The following is a 21,716-nucleotide window of genomic DNA, read 5'->3' on the forward strand; positions in this document are numbered from 1 at the left end:
CGTCACGGTCCCGGGGCGGGAGCGCCCTGGTCCTGGCCCTGGGGGCGGCGATGCTTGTGCTGGCCGGCCTGCCCCGGGTCCTGGCCGGGCGCGGCGTGCTGCCCGTCCGGGGCCGGCGCGGCTCCACCGGTCCCGGCATGGCCGGACCCGTTGCGCACCTGGACCTTGGCGCCCTCGCGCAGCCGGTCGGCGCCGTCGATCACCACCTTCTCGCCGACGGCGAGGCCCGATGTGATCGCGGTGTGATCGGCATCGGCCGGCCCGATGACGATCTTGCGCACGGTGACCGTGTCGTCGTCCTTGACGACATAGGCGAAATTGCCCTGCGGCCCGAGCTGGACGGCGGCGTTCGGCACCACCACCGCGTCCCGCAGCGTGTCGACCAGCAGGCTCACGTTGACGAACTGGTTGGGGAACAGGGCCCCGTCGTCGTTGGCGAACATCGCCCGGATCTTGAACGTGCCCGTCGTCGTGTCGATCTGGTTGTCGGTCGTGGAGACGGATCCCGTGGCGAGCTGCTTGACATTGGCCCGGTCGAACACCGTCACCGGCAGGCTCGCCCCGCTCTTCAGCCGGGCCGCGATCTGCGAGAGGTTGTCCTCCGGCGTGGAGAAGATGACGCTCATCGGCTGGATTTCGGTGATGATGACGATGCCGTTGGTGTCGGTGACCTGGACATAGTTGCCGGCGTCGACCTGGCGCAGGCCGACCCGCCCGCCCACCGGCGCCACGATGTGGCAATAGGCGATGTTGAGCTTGGCGGCATCGATCTGCGCCTGGTCGGTCGAGATGGCGGCCTGGTCCTGCGTCACCAGGAACTTCTGGTCGTCGATCTGCTGGGTGGCGATCGAATCCTGCCGGCCGAGCTTCTGGTAGCGCGCGAGGTCGGCCTGCGCCTGGGCGAGGAGGGCGGTGTCCTTGGCGAGCTGGCCCTGGTACTGCTCCAGGGTCGCCTGGTAGGGGCGCTGGTCGATCTGGGCGAGGAAGTCGCCGGCCTTGACCATCTGGCCTTCGGTGAAGCCGATCTGCTGCAGCGTGCCGGCGATCTGCGTGCGCACCGTCACGGTCGCGAGCGAGGTCACGGTGCCGAGCGCGTTGATCACCAGCGGGATGTCGCCCTTGGCTGCCTCGGCGTCCCGGATCGTCTGGGGCGGCAGGCCGGCGCCGCGGCCGCCGCCGCGTCCGGCACCGGGAGACGGCGCGACCTCCGGCGTGGGTTTCTCGAGCTGCTCCCAGGCGAAGAGGCAGGCGATCCCCACGACGAGCGCGAGCAGCCACTTGACAATGCCACGACGTCTGGGCGGCTTCGGGCGGCCCAGCGGCACTGTCAGTGGTGCAGTCTTGCTGCGCGCAAGATCGACGCGTTCGTCCATCGGACTGCCTCGAAAGTCTCCCGCAGCTTTGGGAGGCAGTTATGGCTCAAGTAGGGACGTCGTGTTTCCGAATGTTTCTTCGGGTTTTCAAGTTCTTGCCCGAATCGCTGCGGCTGCGGGGCGGCAGGGCTCGGCCGGAACCGGGCATCGGCGCCCGGTGATTAGGGGCGATCAGGTGACGGAGGCCTGGGCCTGCGCGATCCTGAGGTCGCTCCACGGCTTGGGCGCGGAAGGCGCCGCCTTGATGCTCCGGATGTCGGTGCCGAGGCCCGCGGTCAGCTCGACCGCTCCGGCATGGGTGCGCACGTTCACCACGCCATGCTCGACGAACACGCCGAAGCTGCCCTCGCTCGGGCCGGCGAAGAACTTGGTGCCGCGTGCCGCGATCAGGCCGAAAGGGGTGGCGACGTCCAGCGGGCCGGATTGCGGCTCGTCCGGCCGGTCGAACAGCATGGCGCCGCGCTCCAGCACCAGATCGCCGCCGCGGTCGACCAGGAACTTGTCGATGCGCACCCGCGTGCGCTCGCCGAGCAGGAGCCGCGTCGCCTCGCCGAGCCTGACGCCGAGCCGCGCCCCGGTGCCGGTGCCGAGCGTGTCGTCGATGAACACCTTGGCGCCGACGGCAAGCGTCCGCTTCTGGCCGCGCAGCACGCCGGTCGACGTGCCCGTGGCGGCCTCGACCGTGCCGGCCTCGATGATCTGCAGGTCGGCCTGGGCCGCCAGCGGTGAGATGCCCATCAGGCCGACGCCGATCAGGACGCTGCGACGATCGATGAGCATGCGCGATCCTCTGGTTTCCTCGCGCGGGGAAGATTCCCCGCGCGAGGCCGTCATGTGGTTCCTAGCACAGGTCGTGCGGCTTGCCGATGTGTCGTTACGCACAATCCGCACGCCGCCGACCCCGGACGGAAGAGATGGTCCGGCCGGTCAGTAGCAGACCCTCTTCTTGCGATAGTAGTAGCGGTAAGTATAGGGGTCGTAATACCGCACCCGGCGCCAGTAGCAATTGGAGTAGTAGCCGGCGGGCTGGGCGGTGACGCCGAGGTCGAGGCCATCCCGGCTCAGCGGGTTGGCGAGGCCGCCGGCGGCGGCGCCGCTCGCGGCCGCGGCCGAGACGGCCGCCGCGGCGCAGGCGGAGAGGACGAGGGTTCGCAGAGACATCGAGGACTCCATGTCACAGGGGTAGAGGACGTTCGTGCTGCCCGGATCCGTGGCGTGCCTGCGGTCAGTCGCAGACCCGCTCGCGGCGGTAGGAGTAGCGGTTGTAGTAGTCGTCGTAATACCGCACGCGCCTGTAGTAGCAGTGCTGATAGCTCGGCTGCTGGTAGTAGCGTGGCTGGTAGGACGGCTGATAGTCGTAGCCGCCGCTGTCGTAGCCGTAGCCGCCGGCCAGGGCCGGCGTGGGGGCGAAGGCGGCAGCCGAAAGCAGGGCGGCCGCGACGAGTGTGTAGGCTGTGGAACGGATCGACATGGCTATCTCCTTGCCATTCGCCGTCCTGCCGGTGGGCGGCAGGCCGGAAGACGCTTTTGAAGCATTGGTTGAGGCGCGTCGATGCTGCTGAGGCATGGTGTCTTCGTCAACGAAGCCGATCGACTTGGATCGGTTTGCGCAAGCACTCCCGGTCAGGAAACAGGATGCGCCTTGGTCTTGCGCGCAACTGTTTCACGAGGAACACCATTAAACTCGCCCGGATTGTGACCTTAGGGAATTCGCGTCGAGACGGCAAGCCCCGCATTGCCGGTCGGCATTAACCGGGATGGAACAGGTTGTGCTGCAGACAGGAGGACATCCAGAGTGTTGTCGTTCTGCGGCGGGGCCAGCCGATGACGTTTGCCGACCTCAAGCTGAAGGCGAAGCTGCCGCTTGCCCTCGTGGGGGTGACGCTGCTGGTCGGGCTGGCCGTGGGCGCCGCCGGCTATCTCGTCGCCTCCGCCTCGCTGGCGCGCGAGAGCGACGAGCGGCTGCGGGCGACCGCCGCGGCCACGGCGCGCCTGCTCTCGACCTATCTCGACGGCCTCAGGAGCGACCTCAACGTGCTGTCGGGCAACCCGACCGTGACGGTCGCGCTGGCCGATCTCGGCAACGCCTTCTATCTGGAATCGGCCTTCCCGACGAAATGGGCGCAGAAGCTCTATCTGGAGAAGAACCCCAACGCGGCCGGCGAGCGCGAGAAGCTGGACGATGCCGGTGACGGCTCGGTCTATTCCAGCATGCACAAGGCCTTCCATGGCTGGGTGCGCGACCTGATCGCCCAGCGCGGCTTCGACGATGTCTTCCTGATCGACCGGGACGGGGTGATCGTCTACTCCTTCCGCAAGCGCTCCGACTTTGCCACCAGCCTGAAGAGCGGCCCGCTGAAGGACAGCGGCCTGGCCCGCATCGCCCGCCAGGCGCTGGAGGCCGGCGGCAGCTCGGTCGTCTTCGCCGATTTCGCGCCCTATGCGCCGCTCGGCGCGCCGGCGGCCTTCGCGGCGCGCGCCATCCTCAAGGACGGCCAGCCGGCGGGCGTCCTCGCCGTCGCCATCCCCTCGGCCCGCATCGACGCCCTGGTCGGCGTCCGGGAGGGGCTGGGCGCGACCGGCGAATCCGTGCTCGTCGGCGCCGACGGCCTGCTGCGCTCGAAGTCCAGCCTCATGCCGGAGAGCGGCATCCTGAAGACCCGGATCGACGAGCCGCTGATCGCCGCGGGCTTTGCGCAGGCGGGGGCGAGCGGCACGCTCGAGCGCTACCGCGGCACGGCGATGCACGCGGCCACCGCGCCGGTCGACGTGCTCGGCACCCGGATGCTGGTGGTCACGGCCCAGGCCACCGGCGAGACGCTGGCGGCCGTGGCCGCGCTGCGCGACAGCACCATCGCCATCGTCGGCGGCCTCATGGTGCTCGCCGCCCTCCTCGGCCTCGCCTTCGCCCGCTCGGTGACGCGGCCGATCTCGCGCATCGTCACCGAGATGCAGGCGCTTTCGACCGGCAGGCTCGACATCGCCCTGTCGGGCGCCGCGCGGCGCGACGAGATCGGCGACATGAGCCGGGCGGTGGCCGTGTTCCGCGACGCCATGGCGGCGCGGCAGGAGCTGGAAGGCAAGGAGCGGCAGGCCGAAGCCGGCCGGGCGGCGCGCCAGTCCACGGTGGACGGGCTGATCCGCCGCTTCGACGGCGCCGTCAGCGACGTGCTCGCGACCGTCAGCGGCACTGTCGAGCGCATGGCCGAGACCGCCGAGGGACTGTCCGACGTCGCCAGCCGGGCCGACAGCCAGGCGAGCGCCGCGGCCGAGGTCTCCGGCGAGACCACGCAGAATGTCCAGACGGTGGCCGCCGCGGCCCAGCAGCTCGCCGGATCGGTGCAGGAGATCGGCCGGCAGGTCGCCGGCGCCAATGCGGTCGTCGCCCGTGCCGCCGGCATGACCAAGTCCGCCAATGGGGAGATCCAGTCCCTGTCGGACCAGGCGCGCAAGGTGGGCGAGGTGGTGGCGCTGATCCAGGCGATCGCCGAGCAGACCAACCTGCTGGCGCTCAACGCCACGATCGAGGCGGCGCGGGCGGGCGAATCCGGCCGGGGATTCGCCGTGGTCGCCGGCGAGGTCAAGGGCCTTGCCGGCCAGACCGCCCGGGCGACCGACGAGATCCGCGGGCAGATCGGAGCGATGCAGCACTCGACCGCCGCGGCGGTCGAGGCGATCCGCGCCATCGTCGTCACCATGGACGAGGTGCGCGGCTTCACCGCCTCGATCGCGGCGGCGATGGAAGAGCAGGGCGCTGCCACGCTCGACATCTCGCGCGCCGTGCAGCATGCGGCAGCGGGCACCGGCGAGATGGCGCGGGGCGTCGGCGTGGTGACCGCGGCGATCGGCGAGACCAGCCAGGCGGCGGCGATGGTGCTCGACGCCTCGCGCGACCTGTCCGGGCAGGCCGCGACCCTGCGCACCGAGGTCTCCAGCTTCCTGCGCGAGGTCGCCGCCGCCTGACGTCGAGGCTTGCGGCCGGGATCGCCGGCGCGCCGCTCAGGCCGGACGGGGCCATCCGGCGGATCAGGGCGCCGTACGGGCGATGCAGGCCATCGCCGGCGCCAGCTCATCAGATGGTCGCACGGGCCCAGCTGGTCCAGTGCGAGCGCACGGAGCGGCGCGGCTCCGGGATCCCTTCCGTCAATGAAAAGGGCCGGAGCGGCGCCGCTCCGGCCCGGGAAGGTCGATTGCGCGGCGGCGTCAGTGCGCCGTCGTCATCTTCTTCTCGATCTCGCGCTTCAGCTTGGCGGCCGGCGCGGAGAGTTCGGAGACGCTGGTCTTGATCAGCCAGGCGTCGAGCCCGCCGCTGTGCTCGACCGAGCGCAGGCCGGCGGCCGAGACGCGCAGTCGCACCGAACGGGAGAGCACGTCGGAGATGAGCGTGACGTTGTGCAGGTTCGGCAGGAACTTGCGCTTGGTCTTGACATTGGAGTGGCTGACCTTGTGGCCGGTCTGGACGGCCTTCTCGGTCAGCGCGCAGCGGCGAGACATCAGTCGGATCCTCTTCGAATACAAGGCGCCGCCTCGGGCGGGCCCCCAGGCCCGTCCGGACCGATGTCCGGGGCCTTCAGAAAATATGAGGCGTTCCTATAGTTGCGGGTGCCCGCCGCGTCAAGGCGCCGCTGCGGCCGGAACGCACGAGGCGGGCGCCTGCCGCGCGCGGCGTGCCGAGGGATGCCCCGGGGGGCACCTCAGTGCCGGGCGTCGAGGTCCCGGATCGCCGCCGCCCGGGCGGCGGCATCGCCCGCGAGGAGATGGACGTGCAGTTCGTCGGCACCGGCCCGGGCGAGAGCGCCGAGCAGCGGCGCCAGCCCGGTCGCGGCCTCGCCGACCCACACGCAGGTCCGGCTGGCGCTGTCGACGGCGAGGAGCACCGCGTCGATATAGTCGGGGCAGGCGTCGATCGGATAGACCGAGACCAGATAGGCCCGGCCCGAGCGGCCGCGCCAGCGCCGGAAGCGGGCGGCCGCCTCCGGGGCGTCCTGTGTCAGGGCGGCCAGGCGCGCGCAGGCGGGGGAACGAATCGAGACCGTGTTCATGGAACAGACGTAGAACAAGGTCCGCGTCTGCGTCAAGGCGCACCCGTCGGGCTGTCGAGGCGCCGGCCGGCGTCCAGGGGCTCGGGCCGCGGGGCGGGCGGCGTTCCGACCAGCCGGCTGGTCGCCGCCTCGATCTCGCGCTGCACCGTCTCGAAGAACACGGTGCGCTCCAGCCCCGGCGCGATCGGCTCCAGCACCTCGACCACGATGGTGCCGGGGCGGCGGATGAACTGGCGGCGCGGCAGGAACAGGCCGGAATTGAGGGCGACCGGCAGGCAGGGCACGCCCATCTCGCTGTAGAGGAAGGCGACGCCGTACTTGTAGGCGGGCTCCGCGCCGGGCGCGCGGCGCGTGCCCTCGGGAAAGATGACGATCTGGCGGCCGGCGTCCAGCTCCACCCGCGCCGCTGCGTTCATCGCCTTCATTGCCCGCGAGCGGGCGCCGCGGTCGACCGGCACCATCCGGGCCTTGCGGCAGAACCAGCCGAACAGCGGCAGCCACAGGAGCTCGCGCTTGAGGATGTAGCAGGGGTCCTCGAAGATCAGGAAGAAGGCGAAGGTCTCCCAGAACGACTGGTGCTTGGCCGCCACCAGCAGGCCGCCGGGCGGAATGCGATCGGTGCCGCGCAGCTCGTAGCGGATGCCGACGAGGACCCTGAGCAGGAACAGGTTGCTGCGGGCCCAGGCACGCACGATGCGGGTCAGCACCGAGCGCGGCAGCGCCAGCGCCGGCAGGGCGCCGATCATCCACAGGCAGATGTTGCCGTAGAAGGCGATGTTGAAGGCGATGGAGCGCAGCGCGAGCATGCCTCAACACCTGCCTGCCGGCGCGGCAGAAGTCAAAGGCCGCGGCGTCGCGGCCGGCCGGCTGCCGGCTGCCGCCTCGCCGGTCCGGCGCTGCTCCCATTCATGAAATCTGTTCAATAGCCCATGCCTGAAAGCGGCAATTTTCATGCCTGTTACCGACCGGTAATGTCGTGTGCGACGAAGCGGGCGGGACTGGCGGCGCCGTCGGCGAGGCCGAGCCGTCCGCGGGGTTGGAGGATGAATGTCGATGAGAACACCCATCATTGTAGCGCTCGCGGCCGCCGGGCTGGTGCTGTCCGGCGCCGCCCTGGCCGGCAGCAACCCGCCGGACTTCTACGACGTCCAGCGTTGGCCGGCCCTGCAGCCGGCGCAGCAGCAGGAGGAGGCGCCGGCGGTCCGCAGCCGTTCCGCGCCGCGGGACGCCGCGCCCTCGCACCGGCACGCGCCGCGCCCGCGCGGTGGCAAGGTGCCGCACGCGCAGGACTGACGGCGGCAGCGATCGGTCGAGGCCGGGTCGAGCCCGGCCTCGTTCTTCCAGGGAAAGGACCTTCACGTGACGACATCGACCGCCGGCCCGGACGAACCGGCCACGCCGGACCACCGCCCGTCTCGCCGTGCGAGCGCCGCATGAGCTTCATGCCGATCCCCGACCGGACGCCGACGCCGCGTGAGCTGGCCTATCTCGACGCGCTGGAGCGCGGCGAGCGGCGTCCCTCCATCAGCGGCTGGGCCGGGCAGATGTGCCGCAAGTTCGGCTGGTCCGAGACGGTCTACCGCGCCCCCGACGGCACGGAGGCGGCGCGCTCCACCCTGCCGGACGCTCTCGACGCCATCGCCCTGGTCCGCGCCGGCTACCGCGCCGTCGGCTTCGCCCTAACGGTGCGCGGCCGGCGCATCCTCGCCCGCAGCCGCGGGACGGCAGCCGAGCCGGCCGCGCCATAGCCCCGGCACTCCACACAAACCGGTTGACGCGAGGGGTGAATGAGCGCCCTACTCCCGCCGCGGCGGGTGTTGAGGGAAATTCAGGAATGGACCGCGGTGACCTTGCGAGCCTGACCGCCTTCGTTGCCGTGGCCGACCAGCGTAGCTTCCGGGCGGCCGCCTCCCGCCTCGACGTCACGCCCTCGGCGCTCAGCCATGCCATGCGGCAGCTGGAGGAGCGGCTCGGGGTGCGGCTGCTGCACCGCACGACACGCAGCGTCTCGGTGACGGATGCCGGCCGGCGCCTGCTCGACCAGCTGCGTCCGGCCATCGACCAGATCACCGGGGCTCTCGCCGATCTCGGCCAGGAGCGCTCCCGCCCGATGGGGCGCCTGCGCATCTATGCGGCGGGCCATATCGCCGCCACCACGGCGATCGTGCCGGTGTGGGACCGCTTCCTGTCGACCTATCCGGACGTCAATCTGGAGATCCATGTCGGCGACGGGCCGATCGACATCGTCGACCGGGGGTTCGATGCCGGCATCGGCCCGCACGACCATGCGCCGGCCGACATGATGGCCGTGCGCGTCGTGGGGCCGATGAAGGTGGCCATCGTCGGCGCGCCGTCCTATTTCGCGCGCCGGCGTCCGCCACGCACGCCCGACGACCTCGCACGCCACACCTGCGTCCAATATCGCCTCGCCATGGACGGCAGCGTGATGGAATGGCCCCTGGCCCGCAACGGCCAGACCCGGCGCATGGCGACCGAGGGCCGCATCACCGTCAACGAGGTCGAGCTTGCCGCCCGCGCCGCCATCGACGGCCTCGGCATCGCCCTCACCTTCGAGCCCTTCGCCGAGCCGTTCCTGCGCTCGGGCCAGCTCGTCCGGGTGCTCGAGGACTGGTCGCCGACCTTCGAGGGCTTCTACCTCTATTATCCCGGCCACCGCCAGGTCCCCGCCGCGCTGCGCGCCTTCATCGACATGGTGCGCGCCGCCCGCGGCGCGCCGCTGGTCAAGTGCCCGCTGGAGAACCCCTTCACCCGCTGCTGAGCGCCGCCGTTGCCGTCCGGCAGCTCAGGGCTCGTCCGGCGCCGCCGTCCCGGCCTGTGCGAGCCGCACCTTGCGGGCGGTGGGCCTCTCCAGCCTGAGGCGCAGCAGGGCGCCGGTATACTTGGCATATTCGTAGATGAGGAGGCGCAGCGTGCCGGGGTCCTGCCACCAGCGGCCGAGCTGCGAGCCCAGCGGCACGACGGGATAGGCGATCAGGTCGGTGTCCGGCAGCACCCGGCGCAGCTCCATCAGCGAGCGCGGCATGTGGTAGCTCGACGTCACCACGATGATCGAGTGGAAATGCTTCTCCCGCACCCAGCGCGCCGCCTCCAGGGCGTTGCCCACCGTGTTGAGGGCGTTGCGATCGAGGTCGATGCAGCAGGCCAGGAGGTCGGAGGTCCGGGGCGCCGTGGCGGAGATGGCGGTCTTGCTGGTCGCCGGGTTGACGCCGGTGATGAGGAGGCGCTTGCCGCGCCCCTCCGCCAGGAGGTCGACCGCGTCGGCGATGCGGTCGGCGCCGCCGGTCAGGACGACGATGCCGTCGGCGCTGCCCGCCGGCCGGTGCTCGTGGTCCTCCAGGGTCGAAACGAAGCGGGCGAAGTCGACCACCACCCAGGCGGCCGCGGCGATGAAGCAGAAGCAGACGAGGCCGGCGATGCGCCGCGCCAGCTTGCCGCGCAGGAATCGGCTGCGCGGGAACTGGTCGTCGTCGCAGACAGGCGTCGCGCTCATGCTCCGGCTCTCCAGCATGCGGGCCCGCCCGGCAGTATGAGCCGGCCGCCGTCATGCCGCAACGCAGGCGATCCGCCTGCCCCCAGCCAGATAGGGCGCAGCCGCGGCGTCACAACCGTCCCCGCAGCACGCGGTGCACGGTGACGCGCGAGGTGACGCCGGTGATGACGGCGATCAGCATCACCGCGACGACGATGGCGGCATAGCCCTGCCAGCCGACGGCGAAGGAGCCGAACATCGCCTCCATCTCGTCGCCGCCGGCGGTGGCGACCAGCCGCCCCGCCAGCACATGGGCGAGGCTGAAGACGATCGCAGCCGCCGCGCCGCCGGTGAAGCCGCCCTTCAGCCCGAGCCACATGAAGTGGCGCTGGAACTCGTTGGCGATGAAGCTGTCATGGGCGCCGACGAAGTGCAGCACCTCCACCACGTCCCGGTTGCCGGCCATGGCGCCGTGCGTGGCGAACACCACCGAGAGCGCCGTGGCCGTCATCATCAGGGCGAGCACCGCCAGGCCGCCCAGCACGAAGGCCCGGGCCATGGTGGAGAGGCGCTCGATCCAGAAGCGGTGGTCGTCGAGGCTGGCACCGGCGACCCCGCCGAGCCGCTCGCGCAGGGCGGCGAAGTCGGGCCGCGCCCCCGGCGCGATCTTCACCACCACCAGGCGCGGGATCGGCAGGTCGCCGAGGTTCAATCCCTCGCCGAGCCAGGGCGTCAGCAGCCGCTCGGTCTCGGCGCGCGAATAGACCTGCACCTCGCTGACGCCCGCCAGGGAGCGGGCGGCGTCGGCGGCCTTGGCCAGCTCCGCCTCGACGTCGCGGCCATCCTCCGGCCGGACCTGGATCGTCACTTCGCGCGAGATGTCGGAGCCCCAGTCGGCCGCGGCCGCGGCGATGAGCTGCACGCCCCCGGCGGTCAGGGCGACGAGGAAGGTCATGATCGCCACCACCGCCATCAGCGAGCGGCCGGCGATGGAGCGGTTCGGCACGATCGGTGCGGCCGGCCGGATCAGTGCCTCGGTGCGGCGGTCGGTCCAGGCGGGCGCGGTCTGCGTCATGGTCAGGCCGCGCGCTCTTCGATGTGGAGATGCCCGCCTTCCAGGCGCAGCCGCCGTGCCGGGAACTGCTCCAGCAGCGTCGCGTCGTGGGTGGCGATGACCACGGAGGTGCCGGAGCGGTTGAGCTCGACGAACAGGCGCAGCAGGCGGCGCGCCAGGACCGGATCGACGTTGCCGGTCGGCTCGTCGGCCAGGAGCAGCTCCGGCCGCACGATCAGGGCCCGGGCGATGGCGGCGCGCTGCTTCTCGCCGCCCGACAGGACGGGCGGCAGCACGTGCATGCGCTCGCCGAGGCCCACCCAGTGCAGGAGCTCGACGACCTCCGGCCGGTAGCGCGTCTCGTCCTGACCCTGCACCCTGAGCGGCAGGGCGATGTTTTCGTAGGTGGTGAGATGGTCGAGCAGGCGGAAATCCTGGAAGACGATGCCGATGCGCCGGCGCGACTCGGCCAGCTGCCGCTTCGACAGCGTCACCACGTCCTGGCCGAACATCGTGATCAGGCCGCGGGTCGGCCGCAGCGCCAGGAACAGGAGCCGCAGCAGCGTCGTCTTGCCCGAGCCGGAGGGGCCGGTGAGGAACTGGAAGGAATTGGCGGGCACCTCGAACGAGACGTCGCGCAGCACCTCCGGCCCCATGCCGTAGCGCAGACCCACATTCTCGAACCGGACCAAATCCACCACTCCCATCGAAGGCCGCGACCCCAGAGCACGATTTTCCGGCCGGACGATGGCTCGCGTCCGGGAGATCGTGCTGAAATCCGGCGCCGCCCGCACTCGGCCGACCCCTTCCTCCCGGCGGGGATCGCGGGTGCGCCGCATCGTCCGCCCCGTCCGTGCACTGTGGCGCCCGGGGCGTTAACGCCTCATTAACGTTAATCGATCGAAAAGAAAGAGCGCGTGCGCTCTCGCGCGCCGGGTCGTTTTCCGCCGAGGTCGCATGCTCATCGTCTGCCCCCAGTGCGAAAGCCGCTACGAGATCGCCGATGCCCAGCTCGGCGGGGAGGGGCGCCTGGTGCGCTGCACCCGGTGCCGGACGCAGTGGCATGCCGGCCCGGTGCAGCCGGAGCCCACGATCGTCGCGCCGCCGGCCGGCAACGACAATCCCGCGGCCGAGGCCGAGCCCATGGCCGAGGTCGAGCCCGAGGCCGCCGTGCCGCGCATGCTCCAGGGCGTTCCCGGTCTCGACATGCCGCCTGGCCACGACCTCGCCGGCGCCATCGAGCATGCCGACGTCGAGACCGCCGCGGCCCGCGCGCGTCCGGGCGGCCGTCGCCGCCGCGAGCGTCGCGCCACCGGCGCCCATCTTTCGCCATCGGCCCTGCGCACCCTGGCGCTCGTGGCCGGCGTGGCGGTGGTCGTGCTGGCCCTGCAGTTCCGCACCGGCGTGGTGCGCGCCTTCCCGGCCAGCGCCTCGCTGTTCGCCCATGTCGGCCTGCCGGTCAACCTGCGCGGCCTGGAGTTCGGCGAGATCCGCACCAGCGCCGCCACCGAGGGCAGCGCGCCGGTGCTGGTGATCGATGGAGAGATCCGCAATGTCACGGACAAGCCGGTGACGGTGCCGGGCCTCAGATTGTCGATCCGCGACGACAAGGGCGTGGAAATCTATGGCTGGACCGCGGCGCTGGCGCGAAACAGTCTTGAACCCGGCGCCGTGATGCCGTTCAAAAGCCGCCTTGCCTCTCCTCCGCCGGAGGGTCGCGCCGTGACGGTGCGCTTCGCCAGGCCGGAGGACAAGGTGGCGATGAAGTGAGGACATCATGGTCAAGCGCGCCATCCGGGTCTTGTTCGACGCCGACGCGATCGCCGAGCGCAATGCGTCGCTGGTCGAGGAGATCAAGGCGCGAGACCCGGAGAACCTGCTCGTCATCGCGGTGTTGAAGGGGTCGTTCGTCTTTGCCGCCGATCTCCTGCGCGCCATGCACCACGCCTGCCTGTCGCCGCAGGTGGAGTTCGTGCATCTGTCCAGCTATCGCGCCGGCACCACCTCGTCGGGGACGGTGACGATCCTGCGAGACATCGAGAGCGACGTGCGCGGCCGCGACGTGCTGCTCATCGACGACATCCTCGAATCCGGGCGCACTCTCGCCTTCGCCAAGGACCTGCTCGTGGCCCGCGGCGCCCGGCGGGTGATGACCTGCGTGCTCCTGGAGAAGCCCGGCAAGCGGGCGGTCAACATCAACGCCGACTTCGTCGGCTTCACCTGTCCCGATCTCTTCGTCGTCGGCTACGGCATGGACGTTGCACATTCCTATCGCGAGCTGCCGTTTGTCGGCGTTGTGGAATAGGAGAGTCCCATGTCGAGAATCCTGGTGTGCGACGACGAGCAGACGATGCGCGCCTTCGTCGCCCGTGCCCTGGAGATGGACGGCCATTTCGTCACCCAGGCCGAGGACGGCGCCCATGCGCTGGAGATCATGGCGGCGAGCGAGCCGGGCTTCGATCTCCTGCTGACCGACATCCGCATGCCGGTCATGGACGGCATCGCCCTGGCGCTGAACGCCGCCCGCGACCATCCCAGGACCGCCATCCTTTTGATGACCGGCTTCGCCGACCAGCGCGAGCGGGCGAGCGACCTGGATGCCATCATCCACGACGTCGTCACCAAGCCGTTCTCGCTGGCCGATATCCGCCAGAAGGCCGGCGAGGCCATTGCCGCCGGCCGGCCCGTCGTCGCGGCGTGATCGGCGTTGCCGATCATCGCGGCGTGATCGGTCGGGCCGCCTGAGCCGGTGCGCGCAAGCCGCCGCCTCCAGTGCGGCGGCGGCGCGTGTCGCAGGCGTCAGAACAGGCCTTCGATCTGGCCGTTCTCGTCGAGGCGGATGATCTCGGCCGAGGGCACCTTGGGCAGGCCCGGCATGGTCATGATCTCGCCGCAGACCACGACCAGGAACCCGGCCCCGGCCGAAAGACGCACCTCGCGGATCGGCACCACGTGGTTGATGGGCGCGCCGCGCAGGTTCGGGTCGGTGGAGAAGGAATATTGCGTCTTGGCCACGCAGATCGGCAGGTGGCCGAAGCCGGCCGCCTCGATGTCGCGGAACTGGTCGCGCACCTTCTGGTCGGCGATGATGTCGGAGGCGCGATAGATCTCCGTGGCGATGGTCTTCATCTTGTCCCAGAGCGGCATGGCGTCGGGGTAGAGATGGCGGAAGCCCAGCCCGTCGAGATGGTGGTCCTCCTCGGCCAGGGCGACCACCTGCCGGGCGAGCGCCTCGGTGCCCTTGGAGCCTTCGGCCCAATGGGTGCACACCACCGCCTCGACCCCGTACTGCTCGCGGCAGAAGCTCTGGATCGCCTCGTGCTCGGACGACGTGTCGGAGATGAAGTTGTTGATGCCGACCACGGCCGGCACGCCGAACTTGCGCACGTTCTCGATATGGCGGCCGAGATTGACCAGGCCCTTCTTCAAGGCCTCGATGTTCTCCTTGCCGAGCTCGTTCTTGGCCACGCCGCCGTGCATCTTGAGCGCACGCACCGTGGCGACGATCACCACGGCGGCCGGCGTCAGGCCGGCCTTGCGGCACTTGATGTCGAAGAATTTTTCCGCGCCGAGGTCGGCGCCGAACCCGGCCTCCGTCACCACGTAGTCGGCCAGCTTCAGGCCCGCCTTGGTGGCGCTCACCGAGTTGCAGCCATGGGCGATGTTGGCGAAGGGGCCGCCATGCACGAAGGCGGGGTTGCCTTCCAGCGTCTGCACCAGGTTCGGCTTTATCGCGTCCTTGAGCAGCACGGTCATGGCGCTGACCGCCTTGATGTCGGCCGCCGTGACCGGCTTCTTGTCGCGGGTATAGCCGACGATCATCCGGCCGAGCCGGGCCTCGAGGTCGGCGAGGTCGTTGGCCAGGCAGAACACCGCCATAACCTCGGAGGCCACGGTGATGTCGAAGCCGTCCTCGCGCGGGAAGCCGTTGGAGACGCCGCCGAGCGAGGAGTTGATCTGCCGGAGCGACCGGTCGTTCATGTCGAGCGCCCGCCGCCAGGCGACGCGGCGCGTGTCGATGCCGAGCGAATTGCCCCAGTAGATGTGGTTGTCGATCATCGCCGACAACAGGTTGTGGGCGGAGGTGATGGCGTGGAAGTCGCCGGTGAAGTGCAGGTTGATCTGCTCCATCGGCACGATCTGGGCATAGCCGCCGCCGGCCGCGCCGCCCTTGACGCCGAAGCAGGGCCCGAGCGAGGGCTCGCGCAGGCAGATCATCGCCTTCTTGCCGATGCGGTTGAGGCCGTCGCCGAGGCCGACGGTCGTGGTGGTCTTGCCCTCGCCCGCCGGGGTCGGGTTGATGGCCGTGACCAGGATCAGCTTGCCGTCGGGACGCTCGGCGAGGCCTGGAATCGCGGATATGTCGACCTTGGCGATGGTCTTGCCGTAAGGCTCCAGAGCGTCGTCCGGAATGCCTACCTTCTCGGCGATGGCGTCGATGCGCTGCATCTTGGCCTGGCGCGCGATTTCGATGTCGCTGAGCGGCTTGTTCGGATCCTGTGGCATAGTGCCTCCCCGGGTGGTCTTTGGCGCGGCGAGATCTTGCACATTCTCACCGGTGTGAAAAACATTTTCTTGGGAGTGGACAAAACCAAGGCCAACGGGCTCGCGGCTCCGGCCTTGACTTTGTTCCAAAAGCGACGATCTGTCGCTTTCAGAAAAGAATACAGCGCCGATCCCCGATGGGCTTGTCCGAATCCGTCGCCGGCTATGACGGGAGTGCGGCCAGCCCGCCAGCCCGGCGGCTCTGCGTCCCATGCGCAACCGAATCGCGGCCGGAGCATGGCCGTCCGCTATCCCCGCGCCGGGGAAGTCGATAGAAGCGCGCCGCGGACCAACCCCGCCCGGTCGTGTGCGCCGAGCCGGCGCAGCCTACGGTTCTGCTGAGGAGAGGCCCCATGGGGCATGTTACCGCAGGTACGGACGACCTCGTCGCGGAAGGGCACCACCGCCGGGGCTCGGGCTTCTGGGGGCTGGCGCTGGGATCGATCGGGGTCGTCTACGGCGACATCGGCACCAGCCCGCTCTACGCCTTCCGCGAAGCGCTGCACGCCGCCACCCATGGCGGGACCGAGATGGCGCGCGAGGCGGTGCTCGGCGTGGTCTCGCTGATCCTCTGGGCGCTGATCGTCATCGTCACGCTGAAATATGTCGTGCTGCTGCTGCGCGCCGACAACAAGGGCGAGGGCGGCACGCTCACCTTGATGGCGCTGGCGCAGCGCGCCCTCGGCCGCTCGGGCTTCACCCTGGTGCTGCTCGGCGCCGTCGGCGCCGCCATGTTCTACGGCGACGCCATCATCACGCCCGCCGTGTCGGTGCTGTCGGCGGTCGAGGGCCTGGAGCTGGTGACCCCGAGCTTCGCGCCCTACGTGGTGCCGCTGACCGTGGCGATCATCGTGGGCCTCTTCGCGGTGCAGAGCCACGGCACCGCCCGGGTCGGCGCCTTCTTCGGGCCGGTCATGGTGGCCTGGTTCGTGGTCATCGGCCTGCTCGGGCTCGTCCACCTCGCCGACGAGCCCGGGGTCTTCGCCGCGATCAATCCCTGGCACGCCATATCCTTCATGCTCGGCCACGGCCATATCGGCTTCGTCACGCTGGGCGCCGTGTTCCTCGCCGTCACCGGCGCCGAGGCGCTCTATGCCGACCTCGGTCATTTCGGCCGCCGCCCGATCCAGATCGCCTGGCTCGGCCTGGTGCTGCCCTCGCTCGCGCTCAACTATCTCGGCCAGGGCGCCCTGGTGCTGAAGAACCCGGCGGCGCTGGAGAATCCGTTCTTCCTGATGGCGCCGAGCTGGGCGCTGATCCCGATGGTGGTGCTCGCCACCATCGCGACCATCATCGCCAGCCAGGCGGTGATCACGGGCGCCTATTCGCTGACGCGCCAGGCCATCCAGCTCGGCCTGCTGCCGCGCATGAAGATCTCGCACACGTCCGAGCACCAGTCCGGGCAGATCTACATCTCGCAGGTGAACACGGCGCTGGCCATCGGCGTCATCCTGCTGGTGCTCGCCTTCGAGAGCTCGTCGCGTCTCGCCTCCGCCTACGGCATCGCCGTCACCACCACCATGGTGGTCACGGCCGTGATGGCCTACATCGTCATCTGGAAGGTCTGGCGCTGGTCGCCGCTGACGGCGGCGCTCGTCATCACGCCGTTCCTGCTCATCGACCTCGCCTTCCTGGCCGCCAACCTCCTGAAGGTGGTGGACGGCGGCTGGGTGCCGCTGATGATCGCGCTGGTGCTGATGCTGATCATGATCACCTGGCGGCGCGGCACGCGTATCGTCCTCGACAAGACGCGCAAGACCGAGGTGCCGCTGATGACCATCGTCAACAGCCTGGAGACGGGCAGCGCCGCGCGCGTCCCGGGCACGGCGATCTTCCTGACCAGCGACCCCGACTATGCGCCGACGGCCCTGCTCCACAGCCTCAAGCACTACAAGGCCCTGCACAAGAAGGTGGCGATCCTCACCATCAAGGTGGAGGACGATCCCGTCGTCGCCGACGCCGATCGCATCGCCATGGAGCGCGTCTCCGACAGCTTCACCCGGGTGCGCGTCGCCTTCGGCTACATGGAGGACCCGAACGTGCCCAAGGCGCTGGCGCTCTGCCGCAAGGCCGGCTGGACCTTCGACATCATGTCGACCTCGTTCTTCCTGTCGCGCCGGCACATGCGCGGCGGCAAGACCCCGCTGATGCCGCTGTGGCAGCGCAAGCTCTACATGATCCTGGCGCGCAACGCCGACGATGCCAGCGACTATTTCTCGATCCCCTCCAACCGCGTGGTCGAGATCGGGACTCAGGTGCTGATCTGAGCCGCCGGGCGGCGCGGCGCCTGCGCCCGCGCCGCCCGCCGCAAGGCCTGCGGCGGCTGGCCGAAGGCGCGCAGGAAGGCCCGGCGCATGCGCTCGGGGTCACGGAAGCCCGAGTGCCGCGCCACCTCCTCCAGCGGCTCGAAGCCGGCCTCGACCCGGAGCCGCGCCGCTTCGGCCCGGAGCCGCTCCACCGCCCTGGCCGGCGTCTCCCCGGTCTCCGCCAGGAAGGCGCGCCCGAACTGGCGCGGGCTGAGGCAGGCCGCGCCGGCCAGGCGCTCCACCGGCAGCGCCTCGTGCAGGTGCTCGCGGGCGAAGGCGAGCGCGGCGCGGATGCGGTCCGAGGACGGATCGAGGTCGATCAGCGCCGAGAACTGCGACTGGCCGCCGGGGCGGCGGTGATAGACCACCAGCTCCCGCGCCACCGCCCGCGCCACCTCGAGCCCGAGGTCGTCCTCGATCAGGGCGAGCGCCAGGTCGATGCCGGCGGTGATGCCGGCCGAGGTCCAGACCGGGCCGTCCTGGATGAAGATCCGGTCGGCCTCGACCTTGAGGCCGGGATGGTCGCGCTGCAGGCGCAAGGCGCGCTGCCAATGGGTGGTGACGCGCCGCCCGTCGAGGATCCCGGCGGCCGCGAGCAGGAAGGCGCCGCTGCACACGCTCGTCACGCGCCGCGCCGCCGGCGCTGCCCGGCTGAGGAAGCCGAGCAGGGCCGGCGAGGAGCGGGCGGCATAGACCCCGCCGCCGCCGACCGCGACCAGCGTGTCGAACACGGCCTCGCCGAGCGGCTCGGTCTCGACCCTCAGCCCGCAGGAGCTCGCCACCGGGCCGCCCGTCTCCGACAGCACCGCCGGGCGATAGGCCGGCGGCGCCGCGCGCCGGCTGGCCATGTCGAAGGCCGAGAGCGGCCCCGTCAGGTCCAGGATCTGGAAGTCGGGGAAGACCAGGAAGGCGATGCCGCGAGTCATGTCTGAAAACGAGGGATCAATGTCGTTTGCGCCGCAACCCTGATCGATCATCCTGCCGGCGTCAAAGAGGAACTCCGCCATGGCTTCGCCCCTCCGCGTCGTCTTCCCGATCTATCCCGGCGTCACCCAGCTCGACTTCACCGGGCCGCACCAGTTCCTGGCCCGTCTGCCGGGGGCCGAGCTGATCGTCGCCTCGCGCGGCGGCGTGCCGGTGGCGGCCGACGGCCTCACCTTCGACGGCCTCGCCGTGCTCGAGGAGATCGAGCGCTGCGACGTCATCTGCGTGCCGGGCGGCCACGGCTGCGCCGAGGCCATGGCCGATGCGGTCTACATGGCCGCGATCCGGCGCCTGGCCGCCGGGGCGCGCTTCGTCACCTCGGTGTGCACGGGATCGCTGATCCTCGGCGCCGCCGGTCTGCTGGCCGGCCGCCGCGCCGCCTGCCACTGGGCCTGGCGCGACCTGCTCCTGCCCTTCGGCGCCGTGCCGGACCCGGGGCGGGTGGTGCGCGACGGCAATATCCTGTCTGGCGGCGGCGTCACCGCCGGCATCGACTTCGCGCTGGCGCTGATCGCCGAGCTCGCCGGCCCGGCGACGGCGCAGGCGATCCAGCTCGGCCTGGAATATGCGCCGGCGCCGCCCTTCGAGGCCGGCAGCCCGCAGACCGCGCCGGCGGCGGTGCTGGAGCGGGTCCGCGCCGTCAACGCCGCGGCGATGCCGGCGCGCCGGGCCGCGGTCGAGCGGGCGGCGGAACGGCTGCGCGCCGAAGCCTGAGGACGCGGCGGACTCGCCAAGGCAAAGCAGCGTTTCCGCCCAAACGCGCTTTGCTCTAAGCAGCATTGATTTTGCATTGAAAATGCAAAATCAATCGTGGCGATAGCCACGAGAAGCAGCTTAGGTTGTCCCGGTCTCTCCGGGACCAGCGCCATGCCCGTATCCCTTCTCTCCTCGATCGGCTTCGACGCCGACGACACGCTCTGGCAGAACGAGCAATTCTACAAGCTGACGCAGGAGCGCTTCGCCGCCCTGCTCGCCGACTATGCCGCGGTCGAGGACCTGTCGCGCAACCTGCTCGAGGCGGAGAAGCGCAACCTCAGGCTCTACGGCTTCGGCATCAAGGGCTTCACCCTGTCGATGATCGAGACCGCGGTGGAGGTGACCGGCGGCCGGGTGCCCGGCTCGGTCGTCGCCGACATCCTCGCGGCCGGGCGGGACATGCTGAGCCATCCCGTCGAGACCTTGCCGCATGCGCGCGCGACCCTTGAGCGGCTGGCCGCGTCCCATCGGCTGATCCTGATCACCAAGGGCGATCTGTTCGACCAGGAGCGCAAGCTGGCGCAGTCCGGCCTCGGCGATCTCTTCACCGCCGTCGAGATCGTCAGCGACAAGACGGCGGCGACCTATGCGCGGATCTTCGCCCGCCACGGCGACGGCCCGGACCGCAGCATGATGGTCGGCAACTCGCTGAAGTCCGACGTCGTGCCGGCGCTCCGGGCCGGCGCCTGGGGCGTCTACGTGCCGCACGAGCTGACCTGGGTGCTGGAGCATGCCGAGATCCCGGCCGCGGAGCCGCGCTTCCGTCACCTCGGCCATCTCGGCGAGCTGCCGGACCTGGTCGCCGCCATCGGCTGAGCCGGGCGGCCCTTCGGGTTGACGCTATAATTTACCCGGGTAAAATATAGGCCGATTCCACGAGGAGGCGGTCATGGACGAGGAAGCTGGGGAGACGGCGTCCTGCACGGCGTTCGCCGGCGAGCGGCGCATCGCCGCCGGGCCGCTGCGCGAGGTGGCGCGCGCCGCCAAGGCCTGGCTGGACGGCGACGACACGGCATCCGTGCTGATCTTCGACGATGCCACCAGCCACCCCGTCGAGATCGATTTTCGCGGCACTGCCGCCGACGTCCTGGCCCGCCTGGCGCCGGCCGAGGCGCCGCGCCGGCCCGGCCGCCCGAAGCTCGGCGTGGTGGCGCGCGAGGTGACGCTGCTGCCGCGCCACTGGGACTGGCTCTCCGCCCAGCCCGGCGGCGCCTCGGTGGCGCTGCGCCGGCTGGTCGAGGAGGCCCGCCGCCGCGGCGAGGGCGCCGACCGTGTCCGGCGCGCCCAGGAGGCCGCCTATCGCTTCATGGCCGCCATGGCCGGCGACCGCCCCGGCTTCGAGGAGGCGGTGCGCGCCCTGTTCGCTGGCGACGGACGGCGCTTCACGGCCGAGATCGCCTCTTGGCCGGCGGACCTGCGCGACCATGCCGCGAAGCTGGCGGAGCCGGCGCTGGCGGCCTGACGGAATCCGCTTCGGCCGCCCTTGTGATGCGCGGCGGCAACACCATCTTCCCGGCAGCGGGTGCCGCTCGGTGGGCAGCGTGGGTCGGAGCAGTCCGGGCCATGGGCCGGCCTGGGCCCGCGGGAGAGGCGCCTTTCGCGATGCTTCGGGTCCGAAGGGCGAGCCGGAAAGGATCGATTCATGAATTTTGACCGCTATACCGACCGCGCCAAGGGCTTCGTGCAATCGGCGCAGAGCCTGGCCCTGCGCGAGGGCCATCAGCAGTTCACGCCCGAGCACCTGCTCAAGGTGCTGCTCGACGACCCCGAGGGCCTGTCCTCGGGGCTGATCGAGCACGCCGGCGGGCGCTCGCGCGACGCCCTGGCCGCCACCGAGGCAACGCTGCGCAAGCTGCCCAAGGTGCAGGGCTCCGGGGCCGGGCAGCTCTATCTCTCGCCCCAGATCGCCCGCGTCTTCGAGACGGCCGAGAAGGCCGCCGAGAAGGCGTCGGATTCCTTCGTCACCGTCGAGCGGCTCCTGCTCGCCCTGGCGGTGGAGAAGGAGAGCGAGGCCGGCAAGGCGCTCGCCGCGGCCGGCGTCACGCCCCAGAAGCTCAACCAGGCGATCGAGGCGCTGCGCAAGGGCCGCACGGCCGACAGCGCCTCGGCCGAGAACGCCTATGACGCCTTGAAGAAATATGCCCGCGACCTCACCGAGGCGGCGCG

General features: G+C 70.6%; 24 protein-coding genes. 12 read left to right on the top strand and 12 right to left on the bottom strand.

Annotated features, from left to right (window positions below; all coding sequences use genetic code 11):
- Nucleotides 1-2: 2 nt before the first annotated feature.
- The 4 genes from QO011_RS40710 to QO011_RS40725 form a co-directional block, all read right to left on the bottom strand.
- On the bottom strand, nt 3-1,373 hold the full coding sequence (locus QO011_RS40710; RefSeq protein ID WP_307285939.1) for an MdtA/MuxA family multidrug efflux RND transporter periplasmic adaptor subunit: 1,371 nt from the start codon (nt 1,371-1,373) through the stop codon (nt 3-5).
- Between the two features lie 171 nt (nt 1,374-1,544).
- Complete coding sequence (locus QO011_RS40715) at nt 1,545-2,153, bottom strand: FecR family protein (protein WP_307285940.1); 609 nt, start codon at nt 2,151-2,153, stop codon at nt 1,545-1,547.
- Between the two features lie 147 nt (nt 2,154-2,300).
- Entirely contained in the window at nt 2,301-2,534 is a 234-nt protein-coding gene (locus QO011_RS40720; protein ID WP_307285942.1) for a hypothetical protein, read from the bottom strand.
- Between the two features lie 64 nt (nt 2,535-2,598).
- Nucleotides 2,599-2,844, bottom strand: coding sequence for a hypothetical protein (locus QO011_RS40725; protein WP_307285944.1), 246 nt, complete (start codon nt 2,842-2,844; stop codon nt 2,599-2,601).
- Nucleotides 2,845-3,197: 353 nt separating this feature from the next.
- On the opposite strand from QO011_RS40725, the gene QO011_RS40730 reads away from it, so the two are divergent.
- Complete coding sequence (locus tag QO011_RS40730) at nt 3,198-5,336, top strand: methyl-accepting chemotaxis protein (RefSeq protein WP_307285947.1); 2,139 nt, start codon at nt 3,198-3,200, stop codon at nt 5,334-5,336.
- Nucleotides 5,337-5,576: 240 nt separating this feature from the next.
- Here the strand turns inward: QO011_RS40730 and rpmB are convergent, their stop codons facing one another.
- From rpmB to QO011_RS40745, 3 genes are all read right to left on the bottom strand, one after another.
- On the bottom strand, nt 5,577-5,867 hold the full coding sequence (gene rpmB / locus QO011_RS40735; protein WP_307285950.1) for a 50S ribosomal protein L28: 291 nt from the start codon (nt 5,865-5,867) through the stop codon (nt 5,577-5,579).
- 200 nt (nt 5,868-6,067) lie between these two features.
- A complete protein-coding gene (locus QO011_RS40740; RefSeq protein WP_307285953.1) occupies nt 6,068-6,451 on the bottom strand; it encodes a hypothetical protein in 384 nt (127 codons plus the stop codon).
- The gene (locus QO011_RS40745; RefSeq protein ID WP_307285956.1) at nt 6,448-7,221 is read right to left on the bottom strand and encodes a lysophospholipid acyltransferase family protein; all 774 of its coding nucleotides are present in this window, start codon (nt 7,219-7,221) and stop codon (nt 6,448-6,450) included. The genes QO011_RS40740 and QO011_RS40745 overlap by 4 nt, the downstream gene beginning before the upstream one ends.
- Before the next feature lie 247 nt (nt 7,222-7,468).
- Between QO011_RS40745 and QO011_RS40750 the strand changes: the two genes are divergently transcribed.
- The 3 genes from QO011_RS40750 (at nt 7,469) to QO011_RS40760 (ending at nt 9,194) form a co-directional block, all read left to right on the top strand.
- The gene (locus QO011_RS40750) at nt 7,469-7,708 is read left to right on the top strand and encodes a hypothetical protein (protein ID WP_307285958.1); all 240 of its coding nucleotides are present in this window, start codon (nt 7,469-7,471) and stop codon (nt 7,706-7,708) included.
- Nucleotides 7,709-7,848: 140 nt separating this feature from the next.
- Nucleotides 7,849-8,163 (top strand): hypothetical protein, encoded by a 315-nt coding sequence (locus QO011_RS40755; protein WP_307285961.1) that lies wholly within the window; start codon nt 7,849-7,851, stop codon nt 8,161-8,163.
- Between the two features lie 86 nt (nt 8,164-8,249).
- A complete protein-coding gene (locus tag QO011_RS40760; protein ID WP_307285964.1) occupies nt 8,250-9,194 on the top strand; it encodes a LysR family transcriptional regulator in 945 nt (314 codons plus the stop codon).
- Between the two features lie 24 nt (nt 9,195-9,218).
- Here QO011_RS40760 and QO011_RS40765 read toward each other — a convergent pair whose 3' ends face one another.
- The 3 genes from QO011_RS40765 to ftsE form a co-directional block, all read right to left on the bottom strand.
- The gene (locus QO011_RS40765) at nt 9,219-9,926 is read right to left on the bottom strand and encodes a YdcF family protein (protein ID WP_307285966.1); all 708 of its coding nucleotides are present in this window, start codon (nt 9,924-9,926) and stop codon (nt 9,219-9,221) included.
- 109 nt (nt 9,927-10,035) lie between these two features.
- Nucleotides 10,036-10,980: a cell division protein FtsX gene (locus tag QO011_RS40770; RefSeq protein WP_307285968.1), complete on the bottom strand. Its 945-nt coding sequence runs from the start codon at nt 10,978-10,980 to the stop codon at nt 10,036-10,038.
- A gap of 2 nt (nt 10,981-10,982) precedes the next feature.
- Nucleotides 10,983-11,651, bottom strand: coding sequence for a cell division ATP-binding protein FtsE (ftsE, locus tag QO011_RS40775; protein ID WP_307286000.1), 669 nt, complete (start codon nt 11,649-11,651; stop codon nt 10,983-10,985).
- Nucleotides 11,652-11,916: 265 nt separating this feature from the next.
- Between ftsE and QO011_RS40780 the strand changes: the two genes are divergently transcribed.
- The 3 genes from QO011_RS40780 to QO011_RS40790 are packed head-to-tail and all read left to right on the top strand — an operon-like array spanning nt 11,917 to nt 13,660.
- Nucleotides 11,917-12,729 carry a zinc-ribbon domain-containing protein gene (locus QO011_RS40780; protein WP_307285971.1) on the top strand — a complete coding sequence of 271 codons (813 nt, stop codon included), beginning with the start codon at nt 11,917-11,919 and terminating at the stop codon, nt 12,727-12,729.
- Nucleotides 12,730-12,736: 7 nt separating this feature from the next.
- Nucleotides 12,737-13,264 carry a hypoxanthine phosphoribosyltransferase gene (gene hpt, locus QO011_RS40785; RefSeq protein WP_307285975.1) on the top strand — a complete coding sequence of 176 codons (528 nt, stop codon included), beginning with the start codon at nt 12,737-12,739 and terminating at the stop codon, nt 13,262-13,264.
- 9 nt (nt 13,265-13,273) lie between these two features.
- Complete coding sequence (locus QO011_RS40790) at nt 13,274-13,660, top strand: response regulator (RefSeq protein ID WP_307285978.1); 387 nt, start codon at nt 13,274-13,276, stop codon at nt 13,658-13,660.
- Nucleotides 13,661-13,758: 98 nt separating this feature from the next.
- On the opposite strand, the gene QO011_RS40795 is transcribed toward QO011_RS40790, so the two are convergent.
- Nucleotides 13,759-15,465 carry a formate--tetrahydrofolate ligase gene (locus QO011_RS40795; RefSeq protein ID WP_307285980.1) on the bottom strand — a complete coding sequence of 569 codons (1,707 nt, stop codon included), beginning with the start codon at nt 15,463-15,465 and terminating at the stop codon, nt 13,759-13,761.
- 392 nt (nt 15,466-15,857) lie between these two features.
- Here QO011_RS40795 and QO011_RS40800 point away from each other — a divergent pair, with 392 nt between their 5' ends.
- Complete coding sequence (locus QO011_RS40800; protein WP_307285983.1) at nt 15,858-17,771, top strand: potassium transporter Kup; 1,914 nt, start codon at nt 15,858-15,860, stop codon at nt 17,769-17,771.
- Here the strand turns inward: QO011_RS40800 and QO011_RS40805 are convergent.
- Complete coding sequence (locus QO011_RS40805) at nt 17,756-18,736, bottom strand: GlxA family transcriptional regulator (protein ID WP_307285987.1); 981 nt, start codon at nt 18,734-18,736, stop codon at nt 17,756-17,758. The two genes, QO011_RS40800 and QO011_RS40805, sit on opposite strands and share 16 nt — an antisense overlap.
- A 79-nt stretch (nt 18,737-18,815) precedes the next feature.
- On the opposite strand from QO011_RS40805, the gene QO011_RS40810 reads away from it, so the two are divergent.
- The 4 genes from QO011_RS40810 to QO011_RS40825 form a co-directional block, all read left to right on the top strand.
- Nucleotides 18,816-19,508, top strand: coding sequence for a DJ-1/PfpI family protein (locus tag QO011_RS40810; RefSeq protein WP_307285989.1), 693 nt, complete (start codon nt 18,816-18,818; stop codon nt 19,506-19,508).
- Between the two features lie 153 nt (nt 19,509-19,661).
- Nucleotides 19,662-20,366 carry an HAD family hydrolase gene (locus tag QO011_RS40815; RefSeq protein WP_307285991.1) on the top strand — a complete coding sequence of 235 codons (705 nt, stop codon included), beginning with the start codon at nt 19,662-19,664 and terminating at the stop codon, nt 20,364-20,366.
- 73 nt (nt 20,367-20,439) lie between these two features.
- On the top strand, nt 20,440-21,012 hold the full coding sequence (locus QO011_RS40820; RefSeq protein WP_307285994.1) for a DUF2239 family protein: 573 nt from the start codon (nt 20,440-20,442) through the stop codon (nt 21,010-21,012).
- A 180-nt stretch (nt 21,013-21,192) separates the two neighbouring features.
- Nucleotides 21,193-21,716 (top strand): Clp protease N-terminal domain-containing protein (locus QO011_RS40825; RefSeq protein WP_307285997.1); only part of this gene is annotated, 524 nt, incomplete at its 3' end.

It is taken from the genome of Labrys wisconsinensis (genome assembly GCF_030814995.1).
Classification (GTDB): Bacteria; Pseudomonadota; Alphaproteobacteria; order Rhizobiales; family Labraceae; genus Labrys; species Labrys wisconsinensis.